18 protein-coding genes and 1 tRNA gene are annotated in these 18,086 nt (G+C 59.4%); 12 read left to right on the forward strand and 7 right to left on the reverse strand.

Features of this window, described 5'->3' with window-relative positions:
* Entirely contained in the window at window positions 1–780 is a 780-nt protein-coding gene (locus J3P82_RS24260) for a divergent polysaccharide deacetylase family protein (RefSeq protein ID WP_434559188.1), read from the forward strand.
* A gap of 21 nt (window positions 781–801) precedes the next feature.
* On the opposite strand, the gene J3P82_RS24265 is transcribed toward J3P82_RS24260, so the two are convergent.
* Window positions 802–1,557 (reverse strand): substrate-binding periplasmic protein, encoded by a 756-nt coding sequence (locus tag J3P82_RS24265; RefSeq protein WP_434559190.1) that lies wholly within the window; start codon window positions 1,555–1,557, stop codon window positions 802–804.
* A 214-nt stretch (window positions 1,558–1,771) separates the two neighbouring features.
* On the opposite strand from J3P82_RS24265, the gene J3P82_RS24270 reads away from it, so the two are divergent.
* Window positions 1,772–3,319: a trypsin-like serine peptidase gene (locus J3P82_RS24270; protein ID WP_434559192.1), complete on the forward strand. Its 1,548-nt coding sequence runs from the start codon at window positions 1,772–1,774 to the stop codon at window positions 3,317–3,319.
* Window positions 3,320–3,321: 2 nt separating this feature from the next.
* Here J3P82_RS24270 and hisF read toward each other — a convergent pair whose 3' ends face one another.
* The 6 genes from hisF to J3P82_RS24300 form a co-directional block, all read right to left on the reverse strand.
* Entirely contained in the window at window positions 3,322–4,092 is a 771-nt protein-coding gene (gene hisF / locus J3P82_RS24275) for an imidazole glycerol phosphate synthase subunit HisF (protein ID WP_047226901.1), read from the reverse strand.
* Window positions 4,093–4,168: 76 nt separating this feature from the next.
* Window positions 4,169–4,918, reverse strand: a complete 750-nt coding sequence (hisA, locus tag J3P82_RS24280; RefSeq protein ID WP_434559194.1) for a 1-(5-phosphoribosyl)-5-[(5-phosphoribosylamino)methylideneamino]imidazole-4-carboxamide isomerase — start codon at window positions 4,916–4,918, stop codon at window positions 4,169–4,171.
* 99 nt (window positions 4,919–5,017) lie between these two features.
* Window positions 5,018–5,272, reverse strand: coding sequence for a DUF2164 domain-containing protein (locus tag J3P82_RS24285; RefSeq protein WP_003186749.1), 255 nt, complete (start codon window positions 5,270–5,272; stop codon window positions 5,018–5,020).
* Window positions 5,272–5,910, reverse strand: a complete 639-nt coding sequence (gene hisH, locus J3P82_RS24290) for an imidazole glycerol phosphate synthase subunit HisH (protein ID WP_434559196.1) — start codon at window positions 5,908–5,910, stop codon at window positions 5,272–5,274. Before hisH ends, J3P82_RS24285 begins: the two co-directional genes overlap by 1 nt.
* Window positions 5,910–6,503: an imidazoleglycerol-phosphate dehydratase HisB gene (gene hisB / locus J3P82_RS24295; protein WP_003186751.1), complete on the reverse strand. Its 594-nt coding sequence runs from the start codon at window positions 6,501–6,503 to the stop codon at window positions 5,910–5,912. Before hisB ends, hisH begins: the two co-directional genes overlap by 1 nt.
* 278 nt (window positions 6,504–6,781) lie before the next feature.
* Window positions 6,782–8,443, reverse strand: a complete 1,662-nt coding sequence (locus tag J3P82_RS24300; protein ID WP_434559198.1) for an OFA family MFS transporter — start codon at window positions 8,441–8,443, stop codon at window positions 6,782–6,784.
* Window positions 8,444–8,704: 261 nt separating this feature from the next.
* Here J3P82_RS24300 and panM point away from each other — a divergent pair, with 261 nt between their 5' ends.
* From panM to J3P82_RS24350, 10 genes are all read left to right on the forward strand, one after another.
* Window positions 8,705–9,103, forward strand: coding sequence for an aspartate 1-decarboxylase autocleavage activator PanM (gene panM / locus J3P82_RS24305; RefSeq protein WP_434559200.1), 399 nt, complete (start codon window positions 8,705–8,707; stop codon window positions 9,101–9,103).
* A 111-nt stretch (window positions 9,104–9,214) separates the two neighbouring features.
* A complete protein-coding gene (locus J3P82_RS24310) occupies window positions 9,215–11,440 on the forward strand; it encodes an AsmA family protein (RefSeq protein ID WP_434559202.1) in 2,226 nt (741 codons plus the stop codon).
* On the forward strand, window positions 11,437–12,504 hold the full coding sequence (gene mutY, locus J3P82_RS24315) for an A/G-specific adenine glycosylase (protein ID WP_434559204.1): 1,068 nt from the start codon (window positions 11,437–11,439) through the stop codon (window positions 12,502–12,504). The genes J3P82_RS24310 and mutY overlap by 4 nt, the downstream gene beginning before the upstream one ends.
* Window positions 12,501–12,773 carry an oxidative damage protection protein gene (locus J3P82_RS24320; protein WP_030141485.1) on the forward strand — a complete coding sequence of 91 codons (273 nt, stop codon included), beginning with the start codon at window positions 12,501–12,503 and terminating at the stop codon, window positions 12,771–12,773. Before mutY ends, J3P82_RS24320 begins: the two co-directional genes overlap by 4 nt.
* A gap of 102 nt (window positions 12,774–12,875) precedes the next feature.
* Window positions 12,876–12,951 (forward strand) — tRNA-Phe (locus J3P82_RS24325).
* A gap of 118 nt (window positions 12,952–13,069) precedes the next feature.
* Entirely contained in the window at window positions 13,070–13,399 is a 330-nt protein-coding gene (locus J3P82_RS24330) for a DHCW motif cupin fold protein (RefSeq protein ID WP_434559206.1), read from the forward strand.
* Between the two features lie 64 nt (window positions 13,400–13,463).
* Window positions 13,464–13,865, forward strand: coding sequence for a hypothetical protein (locus tag J3P82_RS24335; protein ID WP_434559208.1), 402 nt, complete (start codon window positions 13,464–13,466; stop codon window positions 13,863–13,865).
* A 204-nt stretch (window positions 13,866–14,069) separates the two neighbouring features.
* Window positions 14,070–15,167, forward strand: coding sequence for a PDDEXK nuclease domain-containing protein (locus J3P82_RS24340; RefSeq protein ID WP_434559210.1), 1,098 nt, complete (start codon window positions 14,070–14,072; stop codon window positions 15,165–15,167).
* A gap of 51 nt (window positions 15,168–15,218) precedes the next feature.
* Window positions 15,219–15,827, forward strand: coding sequence for a biliverdin-producing heme oxygenase (locus J3P82_RS24345; RefSeq protein WP_434559212.1), 609 nt, complete (start codon window positions 15,219–15,221; stop codon window positions 15,825–15,827).
* A complete protein-coding gene (locus J3P82_RS24350; protein WP_434559214.1) occupies window positions 15,824–18,058 on the forward strand; it encodes an ATP-binding protein in 2,235 nt (744 codons plus the stop codon). Before J3P82_RS24345 ends, J3P82_RS24350 begins: the two co-directional genes overlap by 4 nt.
* Window positions 18,059–18,086: the final 28 nt, after the last annotated feature.

Here is an 18,086-nt window from a genome sequence, read left to right on the forward strand (position 1 = left end):
ATGGGCCTGCGGTTTACCTTCGTCCTGCTGTGCCTGCTGGCGGGAGCCGTTAACGCGGCCCCTGCCACAACCTCCTCGCCGCACAAAGCGTATCTGAGCTTGATCATCGACGACCTGGGGCAAAACCTGCCCCGGGATCGCCGGGTTCTGACCCTCCCCGGTCCGGTCACCGCCGCGATCATGCCCGACACGCCCCACGCCGCCGAATTCGCCCGCGAAGCCCATCGCGCCGGCAAGCTGGTCATGCTGCACATGCCCATGGACCCGGCCACCGGGCCATTCGCCTGGCATCCGGAGCTACCCATCGAAGAACTGGGCAAGCGCCTCGACGCCGCATTCGCAGCCGTGCCCTACACCAGCGGAATCAACAACCACATGGGCAGTCGCATGACCGCCCAGCCCCAAGCCATGGCGTGGTTGATGGCGAACTTGCAGCAACGACACAAGTTCTTCATCGACAGCCGCACCAGCGCCCGGACAGTCGCCGCCGCCGAAGCGCAAAAGATCGGCCTGGCCAGTGTGTCGCGGGATGTGTTCCTGGATGACGAACGCACCGAAGCCGCCATCGCCCAGCAACTGCAAATCGCCATCGACTTGGCCCGCCGGCAAGGCTCGGCCGTGATGATCGGCCATCCCTACCCCCAGACCCTGGCCGTGCTCGAACGCGAACTGCCCAAGCTCAAGGCCCAAGGCATCGAATGGATCGACATCAAGTCAATGATCAGCCTGCGCAGTAACCGGGCGATGGTTGGGCATGGGAAAGATGGGGTTTATCGGTAGCCAGCGAGGCTGACGCCCCCCTCAGAGATACCGCGCCATGATCGCATCCACCGCGCCTTCCTTGCGCAGTTCATCCAAGGCCTTCTGCAACCGGGCAACAACCTCGTCCGGTACGTCCTTGTTCAACGCCAGGTACAGCTCGGCGCTGTTGAATCGCAGCACCGTCTTGAGATCGTTTACCCCCTCCTGACGCGCCAGGTAACGACCGGCTGGATCGCCGGTGGCCCACAGATCGATCTGGCCGTTGACCAGCTTTTTAGCGTTGTCCTGATCGCGCAGCACGACAATTGGCTTGAGCCCCTGCTTGGCCAATGTTTCGGCAATCGCATCACCCTTGTAGGCGCCGATCCTGTATTGGCGCGCCTGCTCCAACGAGTCGAGGGCGATCTTGCTGTCGGCCTTGGCGAGCATGATCCAATCGTCCGGACCAATGGGGCCGACCCATTTGAATAGCTTTTCGCGCTCCGGTAACCGCGCCATGACAAACACACCGTAGCCAGGATTTTCCAGGGCGAGTTTATAAATGCGCTCCCAGGGGAAGCGCAGCGTGAGGCTATAAGTAATGTCGGCACGCTTGAATATCTCGCGGACAATATCCACGGCGATGCCATGGATGTTTTCGTCCTGGGCGAAGTTCTTGCCGTTCTTCGCCATGTTGTAAGGCGGAAAGTTCTCCGTCAGCAACACCAGGCCGACATCCCGCCGGTCTTGCGCCTGCGCGGTAGCAGCGAATAAAAGAAGTGCGCTGGCGAGTACAACGAAAAAGCGTCTGAGCATGTCTGGCTACCGGATTCCATGGCATGCCCAAGAGTGCCTTGGGCCCGCGCCCCTGTCTACCGCCCCTCGCTACGCCGACATAAAACCGTTCAGCATAGAACCGAGCGTCATCTCGGATGAGGTAATTAGTTACCGCCAGGCATTCGACCGTACCTGATTAATTGACTGCGCCGGCCAACGCCGGCTCTATTCAACTGTTCACAGGTACCGCACGATGAAAACAACCGCTCTTTTCTTGTTTGGCGCGCTGTGCTCGATTGCCATTCATGGCACTGCACATAGCAAGGACTACGGAGAACACCTGCAGAACTTCACGGACTCAATACTTTTGGAAAATGCTGACGGGACTCGTAACCACTGGACAGGCATCGGACGATTGACCACACATAATTGCACCGCAACGCTGCTTGACACCCGAGACGCCTCCGTAACCGGCCACACCCCCGCCTACGTGCTTACCGCTGGACATTGCATTGAACTCACCTACGGCAACATCGTGACCGATCGACCTGAGTGGGGTGTCTTGCGATTCAACTTGTTCAGTGACACCGCTACCAAAGACTACACCATGAAAACAGTAGCCTGGCGGAGCATGCACGGCGTGGATCTGGCAATCATCGAATTGGAAGACACTCTTCAAACACTGATCCAGGACGGAGTACAGCCCTTGAAACTGGCCCGACAACTGCCGGCCAGCGGAACAGATGTATTGACCGTGACCGCTCCGCGCGGCTTCTTCAACCAAGAGACATTTGCGTCAACATTGCGCATGGCGGCCTGTACCTTGCAACCCGCTAAAGAGGTGGTAGCCAACCGATGGGTATGGCGTAGCACTTTGATGACTCGCTGTAAGGACATCGCTGGCGGCAGTTCCGGGGGCCCGGTTCTTGACCGTCATTCCAACGAGATAGTTGGCATTGTGAATATAACGCTCAAGGCGCAAGACCTTAGCTCCACCTGCCGCACCAATGCGCCGTGCACGCCGATCGACGGCGTTTATAGGGCCACGCCTGGAGATGTGTTCGGAATTCCAACGGGGTTCCTCAATGACTGTTTCGAACAAGGCCGCCTGATCGATCACGGAACACTGTCCTGCGCGCTCTTTCCAGCATTTACAATCATCAGCGCTGATCAGGATAAACCAACAAAACTTCAAAAACCCAACAGGCACGAGGACGGAACCCTCGAAACACCGACATGGGACTATCGCTTCTCCATCGATACCCCCTTTTATCGCTACGCAACTGTTCGCACCGCTAAAGATTGCGAAAAGCCCCGCAAATACAGCGGTGCGATAAATGCTAAAAATGCTCAAGGCGCCAAAGATGCGTTTATCGACACACCCATCGGCACCGAGCCGGGGTATTACTTTCTTTGCATTATCGGCGTTGATTCACCCGCTCAGCGCCCTTCAATCGGGCTGATGAGCAATGCGCTTTCGCTTCCCGTGCAAATCCTCGGTGGCGCGCCGGCAACGAAACCCGCGCTATCGTTCCAAGGACTTACGGTGAGTCTTGCAGGCAACGAAGAGCCGGACCGAATCTACGTCTATAAATTCGGCCCACCGGATACAACGGATTGTTCAAAGAAGGAGGGATACAACTTCGCCCCAACCTTGTTTGTCGAAATGGCAGGTACACCCTTGCCAATCAAGTTTTGCAGCGTCGCTCGCGACCGCTCGGGAAACGAGTCGGAACCAAGGATCGATCTGCTGAGCGCCTCCACATCGCAGCCTCTCTATAGCTTACAGACCGAGCATTGAACCTATCGAATGACAATACCGCGCTGGGCCATATATGCCTTGGCTTCCGGCACGGTGTATTCGCCAAAGTGGAAAATGCTCGCCGCCAGCACTGCACTGGCATGGCCTTCCAGGATGCCGTCGGCCAGGTGTTGCAGGTTGCCGACGCCGCCGGAAGCGATCACCGGGATGCCCAAGGCATCGCTGATGGCGCGAGTCACACCTAGGTCGAAGCCGTTTTTCATGCCGTCCTGGTCCATGCTGGTCAGCAGGATTTCACCGGCACCCAGGCCTTCCATCTTCTTCGCCCATTCAACAGCGTCGAGGCCTGTGGGTTTGCGCCCGCCGTGAGTGAAGATCTCCCAGCGCGGGGTTTCGCCCGGGCCGGAGACCTTCTTCGCATCAATGGCCACGACGATGCACTGCGAACCGAAGCGCTGGGCCGCCTCGCCGACGAATTCCGGGTTGAACACCGCCGCGGTGTTGATCGACACCTTGTCCGCGCCGGCATTGAGCAGGTTGCGGATGTCCTGCACGGTGCGTACGCCACCGCCCACGGTCAGCGGGATGAACACCTGGCTGGCCATGCGCTCGACGGTATGCAACGTGGTGTCGCGACCATCGACGCTGGCCGTGATGTCGAGGAAGGTAATCTCGTCCGCACCTTGCTCGTCGTAGCGGCGGGCGATTTCCACCGGGTCGCCGGCATCACGGATGTTCTCGAACTTGACGCCCTTGACCACCCGACCGTTGTCCACATCGAGGCAGGGAATGATGCGTTTTGCTAATGCCATGGTTAGTCCTCGAGTTGCAAGCTTCAAGCTGCAAGAAAAAGCGGATGCGGTCGCGCTTCAACTTGCAGCTTGCGGCTTATTGCTTAGAGCTGGCCGCATAGCCATCACATAAAGCTTGGGCTTCTGCCACATCCAGCGTGCCCTCATAAATCGCGCGGCCCGTGATCGCACCGATGATGCCTGGCGCCTTGGCGTCGAGCAGTGCCTTGATGTCGCCCAAGTTGTGGATGCCGCCAGAGGCGATCACCGGGATCTTGGTGGCGGCGGCCAGGGCAGCGGTGAACGGGACATTGCAGCCCTGCATCATGCCGTCTTTGGCAATATCGGTGTAGACGATGGCGGACACGCCGTCGGCTTCGAAACGCTTGGCCAGGTCGATCACCTGCACGGTACTGACTTCAGCCCAGCCGTCGGTGGCGACAAAACCGTCCTTGGCGTCGAGGCCGACGATGACCTTGCCCGGGAAGGCGCGGCAGGCCTCGGCGACGAAGGCCGGGTCTTTCACAGCCTTGGTGCCGATAATCACATAGCTCACGCCGGCCTTGACGTAGTGCTCGATGGTTTCCAGCGAGCGAATGCCGCCGCCGATTTGGATCGGCAGGTTCGGGTAACGCTTGGCAATGGCCGTGACCACTTCGCCATTGACCGGCTGCCCTTCGAAGGCGCCGTTCAGGTCGACCAGATGCAGGCGACGGCAGCCGCCCTCCACCCACTTGGCGGCCATGCTCACCGGGTCATCGGAAAACACCGTGGAGTCTTCCATGCGGCCCTGACGCAGACGTACGCAAGCGCCGTCCTTGAGATCGATAGCGGGGATAATTAGCATGCTTTTCCTTCGTCAAAGAGCTGCAAGCTGCAAGCCATAAGCGGCAAGCAGGCACGCGTTTCAATACTTGCAGCTTCAAGCTTGAAGCTTGCCGCTGCTCTAATTCTTCTCAAGCGCCCACAAGTCGCTTTCAATGCTTTCGAACCTTTCTTTAAGGTGCGTCTGCACATCGAAAATCGCCCTGTTGTAATAGTGCGGAGCAATTTCGCGGGTAAACAGGTCAAGAATTTCCGCCGCTTCGAATGAACCCAGGTCCAGCTCGAAACGCTCCTCCATGAACCGCTGGATCTTGCGGTTCGCCTCACTCTCCTGCTCGGGCGTGAGGGTGAGGATTGGCGGTTTCTTGCGCGCCATTACCAGCGCCCGTCCCATGCCGCGAAGTTCTGCAACAGTTGCAGACCATGGGTATGGCTCTTCTCCGGGTGGAACTGCACGGCGAAGCGCGAACCATCGGCCAGGGCCGCGGCGAAATCGATGCCATAGTGGCCGCTGCCCACCACCTGCCGCGCACTGCCGGCGGCGATGTAGTAGCTGTGCACGAAATAGAAGCGCGCCAGGTCCGGAATGTTGTGCCACAGCGGATGATCAACCGCCTGTTTCACTTCGTTCCAGCCCATGTGCGGGACTTTCAAATGCTCGCCGTCTTCATGCAAACCCTTGCCAAAGAACTTCACCTGGCCCGGGAACAGGGAGATGCAATCGACACCATCATTCTCTTCGCTGCGCTCGAGCAAGGCTTGCATGCCCACGCAGATGCCGAGGAACGGACGGTCCTGGCTGACTTCGTGCACCAGCTTGTCGAAGCCCAGGCGACGAATTTCGGCCATGCAATCGCGAATCGCACCAACGCCGGGGAACACCACCCGGTCGGCTTCGCGAATCACGTCGGCATCGCTGGTGATCAGCACCTTGCCGGCGCCCACGTGCTCGAGGGCCTTGGCCACCGAATGCAGGTTGCCCATGCCGTAGTCGATAACCGCGACCGTCTGCATTACAGGACGCCCTTGGTGGAAGGCATCTGGCCGGCCATGCGGTCATCGAGCTCGACGGCCATGCGCAGCGCGCGGCCGAACGCCTTGAACACGGTTTCGATCTGGTGGTGGGTGTTGTGCCCGCGCAGGTTGTCGATGTGCAGGGTCACGTTGGCATGGTTGACGAAGCCCTGGAAAAATTCCTGGAACAGGTCAACGTCGAAGCCGCCGACGGTAGCGCGGGTGTACGGCACGTGCATTTGCAGGCCAGGGCGGCCGGAGAAGTCGATGACCACGCGCGACAGCGCCTCATCGAGCGGCACGTAGGCATGGCCATAGCGGCGGATGCCCTTCTTGTCGCCGATGGCCTTGGTAAAGGCCTGGCCCAAAGTGATACCGACATCTTCCACCGTGTGGTGGTCGTCGATATGCAGGTCGCCCTTGCTGACGATGTCCAGGTCGATCAGCCCGTGACGGGCGATCTGGTCGAGCATGTGCTCAAGAAAAGGCACGCCGATATCAAATCGGGCCTTTCCGGTGCCATCCAGGTTGATCGAGGCTTTGATCTGGGTTTCCAGAGTGTCGCGCTCGACAGACGCCTTACGTTCGGCCATCACCAGCTCCGCAAAATCATTGGGCGAAAAAGGCAGCCATTATAGGGGCGCGAGCGGCAAACAGAAACACAAGAGGTGACATCGGTGACGGGCTGAATTCGGTGCCGTCGGCGTTAGACATGTCCATACAGGTTTATGCCATCGCCCAAAACGACTGTGGGAGCGGAGCTCGCTCCCGATAACGGGGGCCAGCAGACTGATGTCGACTGAAACTCCGTTATCGCGAGCAAGCCCGCCCCCACAAGGGTTGCCCTGACGTTATGGTCAGGGCAACTGTCTTAGCGGAACAACACCGCTGTCTTCTGCAACGTCACCCACACACCCCACGCCAACGGAATGCCCACCACCAGCCAGGCGGCAATCGCCAGGGGCTTGGTGCCCGGTGCGGCTTTCCATTCCAGCGAAGTGGTGCTGTCGGCGCCCTTGTCATGGCCCAGCGCCTGTTCGGCGGCCAGTTCGGCGTCGGTCATGAAGTATTTGTCGGCGACCGGGCGAACCATCAGGTTGCACAGGAAGCCCAGTACCAGCAGGCCGGCGAGGATATACAGGGTGATGTCATAGGCCGCGGCGCGTTCAACGCCGATGCTCAACTGATATTCACGCAGGTAGTTCACCAGTACCGGACCCAGCACGCCTGCCGCCGCCCACGCGGTCAGCAGGCGACCGTGGATGGCACCGACCATTTGCGTACCGAACAGGTCCGCCAGGTAGGCCGGCACAGTGGCGAAACCGCCGCCGTACATCGACAGGATGATGCAGAACGCCGCCACGAACAGCGCGACGCTGCCCAGGTGACCGAGGTTCGGGATCAGCGCGTACAGGGCAAAGCCCAGGGCGAAGAACACGAAATAGGTGTTTTTACGGCCCAGGTAATCCGAGCAGGATGCCCAGAAGAACCGGCCGCCGATGTTGAACAGGCTCAGCAGGCCAGTGAAACCGGCCGCGATGGCCGCGATCTGGCCCAGTTGCGCAGCGTCCAGCTGACCGAAAGGTAGGTCATTGCCGAGCAATTTGCCGCCGAACACTTCCTGCAACAGTGGCGATGCCATGCCGATGATGCCGATACCGGCAGATACGTTCAGGCACAGCACCAGCCATACCAGACGGAACTGCGGGGTTTTCCAGGCAGTGTTCACGTGAACGTGGCGATGGGTGATCATTGCGTTCGCGGCTTTTTTCGGCGCCGGCGCCCAGCCTTCAGGCTTCCAGCCGGTCGGCGGAACGCGGTACGACAGGGCGCCACCGATCATGAACACGAAGTAGATCGCGGCCATGACCAGGAAGCTCTGCCATACGCCCACTTCAGTTGGCGAAGCGAAATGGCTCATCAGCGCCGCAGCCAGTGGAGCACCCACCATCGCGCCACCGCCAAAACCCATGATCGCCATGCCGGTCGCCATGCCGCGCTTGTCCGGGAACCACTTGATCAGGGTCGAGACCGGGGAAATGTAGCCCAGGCCCAGGCCGATACCGCCGATGACACCAGAGCCGACCCACATCAGCCAGATCTGGTGGGTATAGATACCCAACGCGGAAATCAGCAAGCCACCGCACCAGCACAATGCTGATACAACGCCAGCCTTGCGTGGCCCGGCGTGTTCAAGCCAGCCACCCCAGATGGCTGCCGAGCAACCCAGGAAGATGAAGAACAGCGTGTAGATCCAGCCGAGCATCGAGATCGGCCAGTCGCATTGGGACGAGAAGATTTGCGCGATGAAGCTCATGTCCGGTGCACAGGCCACCGGCTTGGTGACACCCAAGGCCTTGGACAGTGGCAACCAGAACACCGAAAAGCCGTAGGCCATGCCGATGCAGAGGTGAATGGCCAATGCGGCCGGTGGAACCAGCCACCGGTTGAAGCCCGGCTTGGCGATGATGCGTTCCTTGGAGAGGAACGCTGGCTGGTCGGCAACGCCGCCTGCCGTGATGCTCGTGCTCATTGTGAATCCCCCAGTTATTGGAATGGTTCGCCAGCCATGCATCACCCTCAGCCTCCATTGCACGCAGGCACGGCTGTATTTTGTGGTGAAGCTCCATTTTAGTGCGACATCACGTCACAGAAGGACGGGCGAACTGACAAAGGTTACCATTTGCTCGTGACAGAAAAGCCAAAGTGCTATCACCTTTTTTCTGTTACTCGTCTTATCGCGCCTCTGCTCGCTTTCTGTAGGGCAGAATTCATTTATTTTTCAGGAATTTCCATGCCCATCGTTGTCGAGCACCTGAATGCCCCCACTGCCCAGGACCTGCAAGACCTGCAGAAAATCTACCGGGACGCCCCGGCCTGGCTGTTCGAACCTTTCAGCGACGCCGCACAACTGATCGACCGTTGCCTGGACGACGGCACGTTGATCGCCGCGCGCTTCAACGATCGACTGCTCGGCGCCGCGCGCCTGCAACGGCACCAGGGCGCTTGGTACTTGTCTCAAATGTGCGTGCGAAACGTCACTCGTCGCCGTGGCGTCGGCGAGCGAATGGTGAGCGAAGCGCGAAGGATGGCCCAGCAAGATGAAGCAGAGCTTCGGCTTTTGGCACCGGCAGGACATCTGGAGGCGCAGGCATTGGCGGCGAAACTGAAATTGACCTTGGATATCCGCTGACGCCTGTCCACGCGCAGTAAGTCTGCCGCAAGACGGATCAGCCAACGCGCCAGCAACCCGGGACGTTATACTCCCGGGCAAAATTTGAACTCAACCTACAAGGATTCGCCCATGAAAGCGTTCGGCAAAATCCTGGGTCTGGTACTTCTCGGGCTGTTGCTGATCATTGTGGCCCTGGGCTTTGCCCTGACCCACCTCTTCGATCCCAACGACTATAAAGAAGAGATCCGCCAGATAGCCCGTGACAAAGCCCACATCGAGCTGACACTCAATGGGGACATTGGCTGGAGCCTGTTCCCATGGCTGGGCCTGGAATTGCATGACGCCAGCGTCGCCACCCTGGCCAGCCCTACGCAACCTTTCGCGGACCTGCAAATGCTCGGGCTGTCGGTCCGGGTAATGCCGCTGCTGCGCCGCGAGGTGCAGATGAGCGATGTCCGCGTCGAAGGCTTGAACCTGCGTCTGAACCGCGACAAGAACGGTCACGGCAATTGGGAAGACATCGGCAAGGCGCCCGCCTCGGCGTCAACCACGGGCACCCCGGCTCCGGTCGAGCAACCCACTCCACCTGCCAGCACACCGGCAGAGAAACCGGCCCAGCCAACCCGCCTGGACATCGACAGCCTGACCGTGAACAACGCCCGGGTGGAATACACCGACGAGCAGACCGGCAAGCAGTTCACCGCCGAAAGCATCCAACTGAGCACCGGCCCGGTCCATGACTCCACCAACATCCCGGTCACCCTTACGGCGTTCCTGTCCAGCAACCAGCCCGCCGTACGCGTGCGCACCGAGGTCACTGGCGAGCTGCGCTTCGAACGTGCCTTGCAGCGCTATCGATTCGAAGACCTGAAGCTTTCCGGCGAAGCCACTGGCGATCCACTGCAGGGCAAGACCGTGAGCTTCGCGGCACAAGGGCAACTCTTCCTCGATAAAGCTGCAAACGTCGCCGAATGGACCGGCATCAAGCTGTCCGTCAATCAATTGCGTGCCTTGGGCGAGTTGAAAGTCAACGACCTCGACAAAACACCGCAACTGAACGGTGGAATTTCGATCGCCCAGTTCGACTTGGCGAAGTTCGTCGACAGCATCGGCCAGACACTGCCGGCCATGGCGGAAGGCAGCCTGAGCAAAGTCGAACTGGCAAGCCGCATTGCAGCCACGCCAACAACCATCGAGCTCAACGACATCAACTTCAAGATCGACGACAGCCATTTCAGCGGCCGCGTAGCCGTGGAGGATATCGCCAAGCAATCCCTGCGTGCCCAGCTCAAGGCCGACACGTTCAATGTCGATCGCTACCTGCCGCCAAAATCCGCCGAAGCCGACAGCTCCAAGGCCGCCCGCGAGGCCGAGGTCAGCAACACCGAGGCCAGCGCCATGGCCGGCGCCGGCAGCACACCGTTGCCCAACGCCCCGACCCAAGGCGCCTGGAGCAACGACCGGCTCTTTCCGGTGGAGCGCCTGAGCAAGCTGGACGTCGATGCCGACCTGACTTTCGGCCTGCTGACCCTCGACAAGCTGCCCATCCAGAATGCCGCCCTCAAGGCTACCGGCCAAGGCGGCCTGCTGACCTTGGAAAACCTGCGTGGCGATCTGTACAACGGCAACTTCGAAGCCAAGGGCACCCTGGACGTACGCCAGCCCACGCCGCAGCTGAGCCTGCAAACCCGCATCAATCGCGTGCCGGCGGAAAAAATCATCGAAAGCCAGGGCAAGAATCCCCCCGTCAAGGGCCTGGTGACGCTCAACAGCGCCGTCACCGCCAGCGGCAACAGCCAGAAAGCCCTGATCGACAGCCTCAACGGCACAGCCGGGTTCGTCATCAACGATGGCATGCTGCTCAACGCCAACCTTGAACAGCAACTGTGCAAAGGCATCGCCACGCTGAACCGCAAGTCCCTCAGTGGCGAACCGCGAGGCAAGGACACGCCATTCCAGCAGCTCAACGGCAATCTCACTTTCAACAACGGCGTTGCAAGCAACCCGGACCTGAAAGTGCGCATTCCCGGCATGACCGTCAACGGCAACGGCGATATCGACCTGCGAGTGCTGGGCATGGACTACCGCGTCGGCGTCATCGTCGAAGGCGACAAGAGCGACATGCCCGATCCAGCCTGCCAAGTCAACGAGCGCTACGTCGACGTCGAATGGCCGTTGCGCTGCCGCGGCCCGCTGGAGCTGGGTGCGAAGGCCTGTCGACTGGACAACGATGGCCTGGGCAAAGTCGCAGCGAAACTGGCCGGCGACCGCCTCGGCGACAAAATCGACGAGAAGCTGGGCGACAAGGTCAGTCCCGAGCTGAAAGACGCGCTCAAGGGGCTGTTCAAGCGATGACATCTGAGCAGTTCTCCATCGCGGTACTGGACTGGTTCGACCGCCACGGACGCCACGACTTGCCCTGGCAACAGGGCATCAACCCTTATCGGGTGTGGGTTTCGGAAATCATGTTGCAACAGACCCAAGTCAGCACCGTGCTCAACTACTTCGACCGGTTCATGGCTGCCCTGCCCACGGTCCAGGCCCTCGCTGCCGCGCCGGAGGATGAGGTGCTGCACCTGTGGACCGGACTGGGTTACTACACTCGCGCACGCAACCTGCAGAAAACCGCGAAGATCGTCGTCGAGCAATATGGCGGCGAATTTCCGCGGGACGTTGAGAAGCTTACCGAACTGCCCGGGATCGGTCTCTCGACCGCAGGTGCGATTGCCAGCATCAGCATGGGCCTGCGGGCGCCGATCCTCGATGGCAATGTCAAGCGAGTGCTGGCGCGCTTCACGGCCCAGGAAGGCTACCCGGGTGAGCCGAAGGTTGCGAAACAGCTGTGGGCCGCCGCCGAGCGTTTCACACCGCAAGATCGGGTCAACGCCTACACCCAGGCGATGATGGACCTGGGCGCCACGCTCTGTACCCGCAGCAAACCCAGTTGCCTGCTCTGCCCGCTGAAGCAAGGCTGCGAGGCGCACATGCTGGGCCTGGAAACCCGCTATCCAATTCCCAAGCCGCGCAAGGAAGTACCCAAGAAACGCACCTTGATGCCAATGCTGGCCAACCGCGAAGGGGCTATCTTGCTTTACCGTCGCCCTTCCACTGGTTTGTGGGGTGGCTTGTGGAGCCTGCCGGAACTCGACGACCTGGATGATCTGCAACACCTGGCATCGCAACACGCGTTGGAGCTGGGCCAGCAGCAGGAAATGCCGAACCTGGTGCACACCTTCAGTCACTTCCAGTTGGCAATCGAACCCTGGCTGGTCCGGGTCCAGCAAACCGGCCACCACGTGGCCGAGGCCGACTGGCTCTGGTATAACCTCGCCACCCCGCCGCGCCTGGGCCTCGCCGCTCCGGTCAAAACCTTGCTCGCACGCGCGGCCGCCGTATTGAACGCAGGAGAATCGCAATGACCCGCACCATCATGTGCCGCAAGTACAAAGAACAACTGGAAGGCCTGGAGCGTGCCCCATTTCCCGGCGCCAAGGGCCAGGACATCTACGACAACGTCTCGGCCAAGGCCTGGGGCGACTGGCAAAAACACCAGACGCTGCTGATCAATGAAAAACGCTTGAACATGATGAACGCCGAGGACCGAAAGTATCTCCAGGGCGAAATGGAAAAGTTCTTTTCGGGCGAAGAATACGCCAAGGCCGAAGGCTACGTGCCGCCGTCCGAATAAGCTGTCCGGAGCGGGAGCGGATCGTAAGCGACGGTAATAGTTAAATATTTTTTGATAACTTGCTTGACGCCCCCCTGAAAAACCCGTTTAATGCGCCCCGTTGCCCAGATAGCTCAGTCGGTAGAGCAGGGGATTGAAAATCCCCGTGTCGGCGGTTCGATTCCGTCTCTGGGCACCAAATACCGAAAACCTCGATCAAGAAATTGATCGGGGTTTTTTATTGGCCGGGATTTCTTCCTGTGCCTTGTCGACTCAGCTACATTCGTCCGCTCCCCTACTCCTGCAAACGAGTCGTCATGGACATCACCGGCATCCCCTTCGGCACCACCGACTGGTCAACCATCGAGCCCACCGAACACCAAGGCATTACCGGAACCGCCTACTGGCGCACGCAGCATTTCGGCAGCATTCGGGTGCGAATGGTGGAATACACGGCGGGTTATCTGGCTGACCATTGGTGCACCAAGGGCCACATCCTGTTTTGCCTCAAGGGTGAATTGAACACTGAACTCGAAGACGGCCGACAATTCTTGCTCAAGCCAGGCATGAGCTATCAGGTGGCTGACAAGGCCGAGCCCCATCGCTCTTCAACCTCTCTTGGCGCCACCTTGTTCGTGGTGGATTGAGATCGAAGCGATCACCTTGAAGCTGTAGGATAGACGGCCTTATTTTCCAGCAAGGAACCGACCCATGGCATCGGTCAACAAACAACAGAAGCGAAACCAGCGCGCCAAGGCGAAAGCCAAGCAAAACAGGATTCAACGCGCCGCTGCGCCTGAGCACTTCCTCGACCCGAACGATGAGCGCATCGACCTGGAAACCGTGGATTTATCGGACCTGTTCCAGCTCATGAGCGCTGCGGAAAAGACCAGCCAGCAGGCCATGTGCACGGCCTTCCTGGGGCATCCGCTGCTGGAGTTGGTGCTGGAACAGGAAGGCGAGGAAGGCGCCACTGACTTCATCATTACGGCCCTGATCGAGTATCGCCAGATGACCAAGGGTGTCGACGAGCAGACCGCACTGGACTGGGTCGAGAGCAAGCAGTTCCAGGCTGATTATGTGGCTGCATCCCAGGCGCTGGCGCAAGGATAAGCCTGACGTCACGTCGGGCTTGCGATGGCTGACAGCTTGGGGGGAGAGTTCCTACAAGCCAAAGTCAACCAACATGCAACGGCGTCATACCCATCCTGCATAAACCAGGTATTTTTCCCCCCAACCTATCAGCGCCGTCCGGCATCATCGAAACTTCCTTTGCAGCATGCTCTGGTCCACTCCCTTCCACGACCGGACATTTCGATGACGCCAACGCTGCCCCAAGATGATCCACAGCTCGCCCCCTTGATCAATGACCTGGGCGAGTTGATCCGCCAGGCACGCCAGAAAGTTCTGCGTGCCGTCGATACGCTCCAGGTACAGACCTGCTGGCAGATCGGTCGACACATCGTCGAATTCGAGCAAGGCGGTGCCGAACGGGCGGCTTACGGAGCACGGCTGCTACCGTCTTTGGCGAAGGTGCTTACGGCGCGGTTTGGGAAAGGGTTTGACGCTTCTAACCTGCGCTATATGCGACTTTTCTATCAGACGTTTCCAATGTGTGACGCACTGCGTCACGAATTGAGCTGGACCCACTATCGCACGCTGCTCCGCGTCGAAAAAGATAGTGCCCGCCATTGGTATATGAACGAAGCCGCCGCCCAAAACTGGTCGACCCGAGCACTGGAACGTCAAATCGGCACCTTCTATTACGAACGCCTCCTGGCAAGCCGCGACCGGCCTGCCGTGGAGCAGGAAGCTTTTACCAATATCGAGAAACTTGATCTTGGTCCTAGAGACATAGTCAGGGACCCGGTGGTCCTTGAGTTTCTAGGGCTGCCAAACGCCGGCATATTGCAGGAAACCGACCTTGAACAAGCCCTGATCAATCAACTGCAGGGCTTCCTCCTTGAATTGGGGAAAGGCTTCGCCTTCATAGCCCGTCAACAGCGCATCAGCACCGAAAGCAAAGATTTCTACCTCGACCTGGTTTTCTATAACTATGTGCTCAAGTGCTTTGTCATCGTCGACCTCAAGCGTGGTGAGCTGACCCACCAGGACATCGGCCAGATGGACATGTATGTGCGCCTCTACGATGACCTCAAGCGCGGCCCCGACGACAAACCCACCGTAGGCATCATTCTCTGCGCCCAGAAGGATGAATCCGTGGTGCGTTACTCGGTGTTGCAGGGCAATGAACAACTGTTCGCCAGCCAGTACAAACTAGTGCTTCCCACCGAAGAAGAGCTGCGCAAAGAGCTCGATCGCGAGCGCGCACGGCTTGAAGAACGGCAACCAAGCCAGACAACTGACGCGACAAAGCCAGCAATTGGCGACCGTCCGCCCAAGAAATCTGTGTAAGATTGATGCGCTTTTTTTCTGCAACGCTTCATTCGAAGAGCTCTATCCTGCATGTTTTCATCGGCCGCTCCCGCTTCCTCGCTCATCCAGGCCCTGCGGACCGAAACCGCGGAGCTGCACGTTGCCTTGGAGAAACGCCTGCCATTTTTTTCCGAGCGCCTGGACCTTGGGTGGTACCGACGGTTGATGGCGGCCTATCACGGCTTTTATAAGCCGCTGGAACAACTGCTTCACGCTCTGGCGCACACGCCGACCGGGCTGGATCAATCCCTACGCATCAAGCTGCCGGTGTTGCGGGCAGATCTCATGGCATTAGGCCTGGACGAAGCGACGGTCGATACATTGCCCACCTGCGAGCTCCTGCCGCAGATCAACTCACCGGCAGCGGCACTCGGCGTTTCCTACGTTCTGGAAGGCGCAACGCTGGGTGGGCAGATTCTGCGGCGCAGAGTGGCCGAGCAGCTTGGCCTGGACGCATCCAGCGGCGCAGCGTTCCTAAACGTTTATGGCGACCTCACCGGCCGGCGTTGGAAAGATTTCCTTCAATACCTGGCCGACCGGAACCTCGGCGACAGCCAGATGCTCGAAGCCACACACGCCGCCAAGGCGACTTTTATCTGCTTTGAATGCTGGCTGGACAGTCAGGAGGTCCTGTTATGAACCCGGAACACAAAGAAGCCTTCGAAGAGTTGCTGGCCAATTGTGCAGACGAGCCGATTCGCTTCCCCGGCGCCATCCAGCCTCATGGTGTGCTGCTGATGCTGTCCGAACCTGACTTCGTGATTCGACAGGTCAGCGCCAACGCAGAGCTATTGATGGGGCACGCGCCCCACGGGTTACTGGGACAAACATTGGGCACACTGTTTGGGCAAGAACAGGCGGCAGTCCTGCTGGACGCTTGTCGCACCGATGCCGAAACGGACAACGCCCCCCTTGAAGTCGTCGTAAACCAACAGCGCTTTGACGCGCTGATCCACCGTCATCAAGGCGCCTTGATCGTTGAATTGGAACAACACCTGAGCGATTACCGTCCCGAAGGCGTCAGCGGCGAGGCCAACCTGGGCCGTATGCTGCAGCGCCTGCAAAGCGCGGAAACACTTCAAGCCCTGTACGAAATCAGCGTGCGGGAAATCCAGGCCATGACCGGCTACGACCGCGTGTTGATCTATCGCTTCGAGGAAGAAGGCCACGGACAGGTCATTGCCGAAGCCTGCGCGCCTTCGATGGAGCTCTACAAAGGGCTGTTTTTCCCAGCGTCGGACATCCCCGAACAGGCGCGGGAGCTGTATCGCACCAACTGGTTGCGCATCATCCCCAACGCCGATTACACGCCGGTACCGCTGGTGCCCGAGCTGCGCCCCGACACACAGGCGCCGTTGGACCTGAGTTTTTCCACGCTGCGCAGCGTCTCGCCGATCCACCGCCAATACATGAAGAACATGGGCGTATTGTCGTCCATGAGCATTTCGCTGATGGAAGGTGAACGACTGTGGGGGCTGATCAGTTGCGGCAATCGCCAGCCGCTGCATGTGCCGCACGAAATGCGCATGGCCTGCCAGAACATCGGCCAGATCTTGTCACTGCAGATCAGCGCGATGGAAGCCCTTGCGCTGTCCCGCCAACGGGACGCCAAGTTGGAAGATCTCCAGGCCCTCGCTACCGTCATGGCCGAATCCTACGACAACGTCTTCGACGGTTTGTCTCGCGAACCGCAACGACTGATAGGTCTCACCGGCGCCCACGGCGTCGCGATCTTCGAAAACAATAAACTGCATCGCCACGGCCAATGCCCGGAACCTGAGCAGATCCGTGAATTGCACAAGTGGATAATGGAGACAGGCCAACCGGTGTTTTCCCACCACAACCTGGGCAGCGTTTTCGCCCCGGCCAAGGCTTATCAAGACGTCGCGAGCGGTGTGCTGGCCATCCACCTGCCCAAACCTGTGGACAACGGCGTGCTGTGGTTTCGTCCCGAAGTGAAGCAGACCATTCATTGGAGCGGCGACCCACAAAAACCCCTCGACCTGGAAAACGGTGAGACCGGGCTGCGCCTGCAACCACGCACATCGTTCGAAATCTGGAAAGTCGAGATGGCCGGGATTAGCGCCAAATGGAGTCATGGCGACCTGTTCGCCGCCAATGACCTGCGTCGCTCAGGCTTGGAAAATGATCTCGCCCGGCAAGTCAGCAAGGAGCGCCAGGCGGTGCAGGCGCGCGATGAACTGGTGGCGGTCGTATCCCATGACTTGCGCAATCCGATGACGGTCATTTCCATGCTTTGCGGCATGATGCAAAAGGCCTTCAGCTCCGACGGCTCCCACAGTTCAAAGCGAATTGCCTCAGCCATCGACACCATGCAGCAGGCCGCCAGCCGGATGAATGCGCTATTGGAAGACCTGCTGGATACTTCGCGCATCGACGCTGGGCGCTACACCATCCATCCCCAGCCGATGGACGTCAGCCAGATATTCGAGGACGCGTGCTCGCTGCTGACGCCGCTGGCCTCTGCCAAGACTATCGATATCTCTTTCCACGCCGAACCCAACCTGAGAATCAACGCCGATCCCGAGCGGATATTCCAGGTGCTGTCCAATTTGATCGGCAATGCCATCAAGTTCACGCCGCATCAAGGGTCCGTGGGCATCAGCGCAATGTCCGTGGGCGATGAAATCGTATTCTGCGTCCGGGACACCGGCGAAGGTATCGCGCCAGAGCAATTGCCTCATGTGTTCGATCGATACTGGACCAGCAAGGAAGGCAACCCGAACGGTACCGGCCTTGGGTTGTACATTTCCAAGGGGATTGTGCAGGCCCATGGCGGTAAACTGCTCGCCGAAAGCCAACCAGGCAAGGGCAGCGAATTCCGCTTCACCGTGCCAAAAATCAATTGAGCCGGGCACCGTCCCCTAACGAACTGGA

It is taken from the genome of Pseudomonas sp. Z4-20 (genome assembly GCF_051131955.1).
Classification (GTDB): domain Bacteria; phylum Pseudomonadota; class Gammaproteobacteria; order Pseudomonadales; family Pseudomonadaceae; genus Aquipseudomonas; species Aquipseudomonas marvdashtae.

Coding starts and splice junctions, on each gene's coding strand:
- J3P82_RS24300 (WP_434559198.1), bottom strand. CDS start 8,443: ATGAGCACGAGCATCACGGCAGGCGGCGTTGCCGACCAGCCAGCGTTC.
- hisA (WP_434559194.1), bottom strand. CDS start 4,918: ATGCTAATTATCCCCGCTATCGATCTCAAGGACGGCGCTTGCGTACGT.
- panM (WP_434559200.1), top strand. CDS start 8,705: ATGCCCATCGTTGTCGAGCACCTGAATGCCCCCACTGCCCAGGACCTG.
- J3P82_RS24265 (WP_434559190.1), bottom strand. CDS start 1,557: ATGCTCAGACGCTTTTTCGTTGTACTCGCCAGCGCACTTCTTTTATTC.
- J3P82_RS24335 (WP_434559208.1), top strand. CDS start 13,464: ATGGCATCGGTCAACAAACAACAGAAGCGAAACCAGCGCGCCAAGGCG.
- J3P82_RS24260 (WP_434559188.1), top strand. CDS start 1: ATGGGCCTGCGGTTTACCTTCGTCCTGCTGTGCCTGCTGGCGGGAGCC.
- J3P82_RS24285 (WP_003186749.1), bottom strand. CDS start 5,272: ATGGCGCGCAAGAAACCGCCAATCCTCACCCTCACGCCCGAGCAGGAG.
- hisF (WP_047226901.1), bottom strand. CDS start 4,092: ATGGCATTAGCAAAACGCATCATTCCCTGCCTCGATGTGGACAACGGT.
- J3P82_RS24330 (WP_434559206.1), top strand. CDS start 13,070: ATGGACATCACCGGCATCCCCTTCGGCACCACCGACTGGTCAACCATC.
- hisH (WP_434559196.1), bottom strand. CDS start 5,910: ATGCAGACGGTCGCGGTTATCGACTACGGCATGGGCAACCTGCATTCG.
- J3P82_RS24320 (WP_030141485.1), top strand. CDS start 12,501: ATGACCCGCACCATCATGTGCCGCAAGTACAAAGAACAACTGGAAGGC.
- J3P82_RS24340 (WP_434559210.1), top strand. CDS start 14,070: ATGACGCCAACGCTGCCCCAAGATGATCCACAGCTCGCCCCCTTGATC.
- J3P82_RS24350 (WP_434559214.1), top strand. CDS start 15,824: ATGAACCCGGAACACAAAGAAGCCTTCGAAGAGTTGCTGGCCAATTGT.
- J3P82_RS24270 (WP_434559192.1), top strand. CDS start 1,772: ATGAAAACAACCGCTCTTTTCTTGTTTGGCGCGCTGTGCTCGATTGCC.
- J3P82_RS24310 (WP_434559202.1), top strand. CDS start 9,215: ATGAAAGCGTTCGGCAAAATCCTGGGTCTGGTACTTCTCGGGCTGTTG.
- J3P82_RS24345 (WP_434559212.1), top strand. CDS start 15,219: ATGTTTTCATCGGCCGCTCCCGCTTCCTCGCTCATCCAGGCCCTGCGG.
- hisB (WP_003186751.1), bottom strand. CDS start 6,503: ATGGCCGAACGTAAGGCGTCTGTCGAGCGCGACACTCTGGAAACCCAG.
- mutY (WP_434559204.1), top strand. CDS start 11,437: ATGACATCTGAGCAGTTCTCCATCGCGGTACTGGACTGGTTCGACCGC.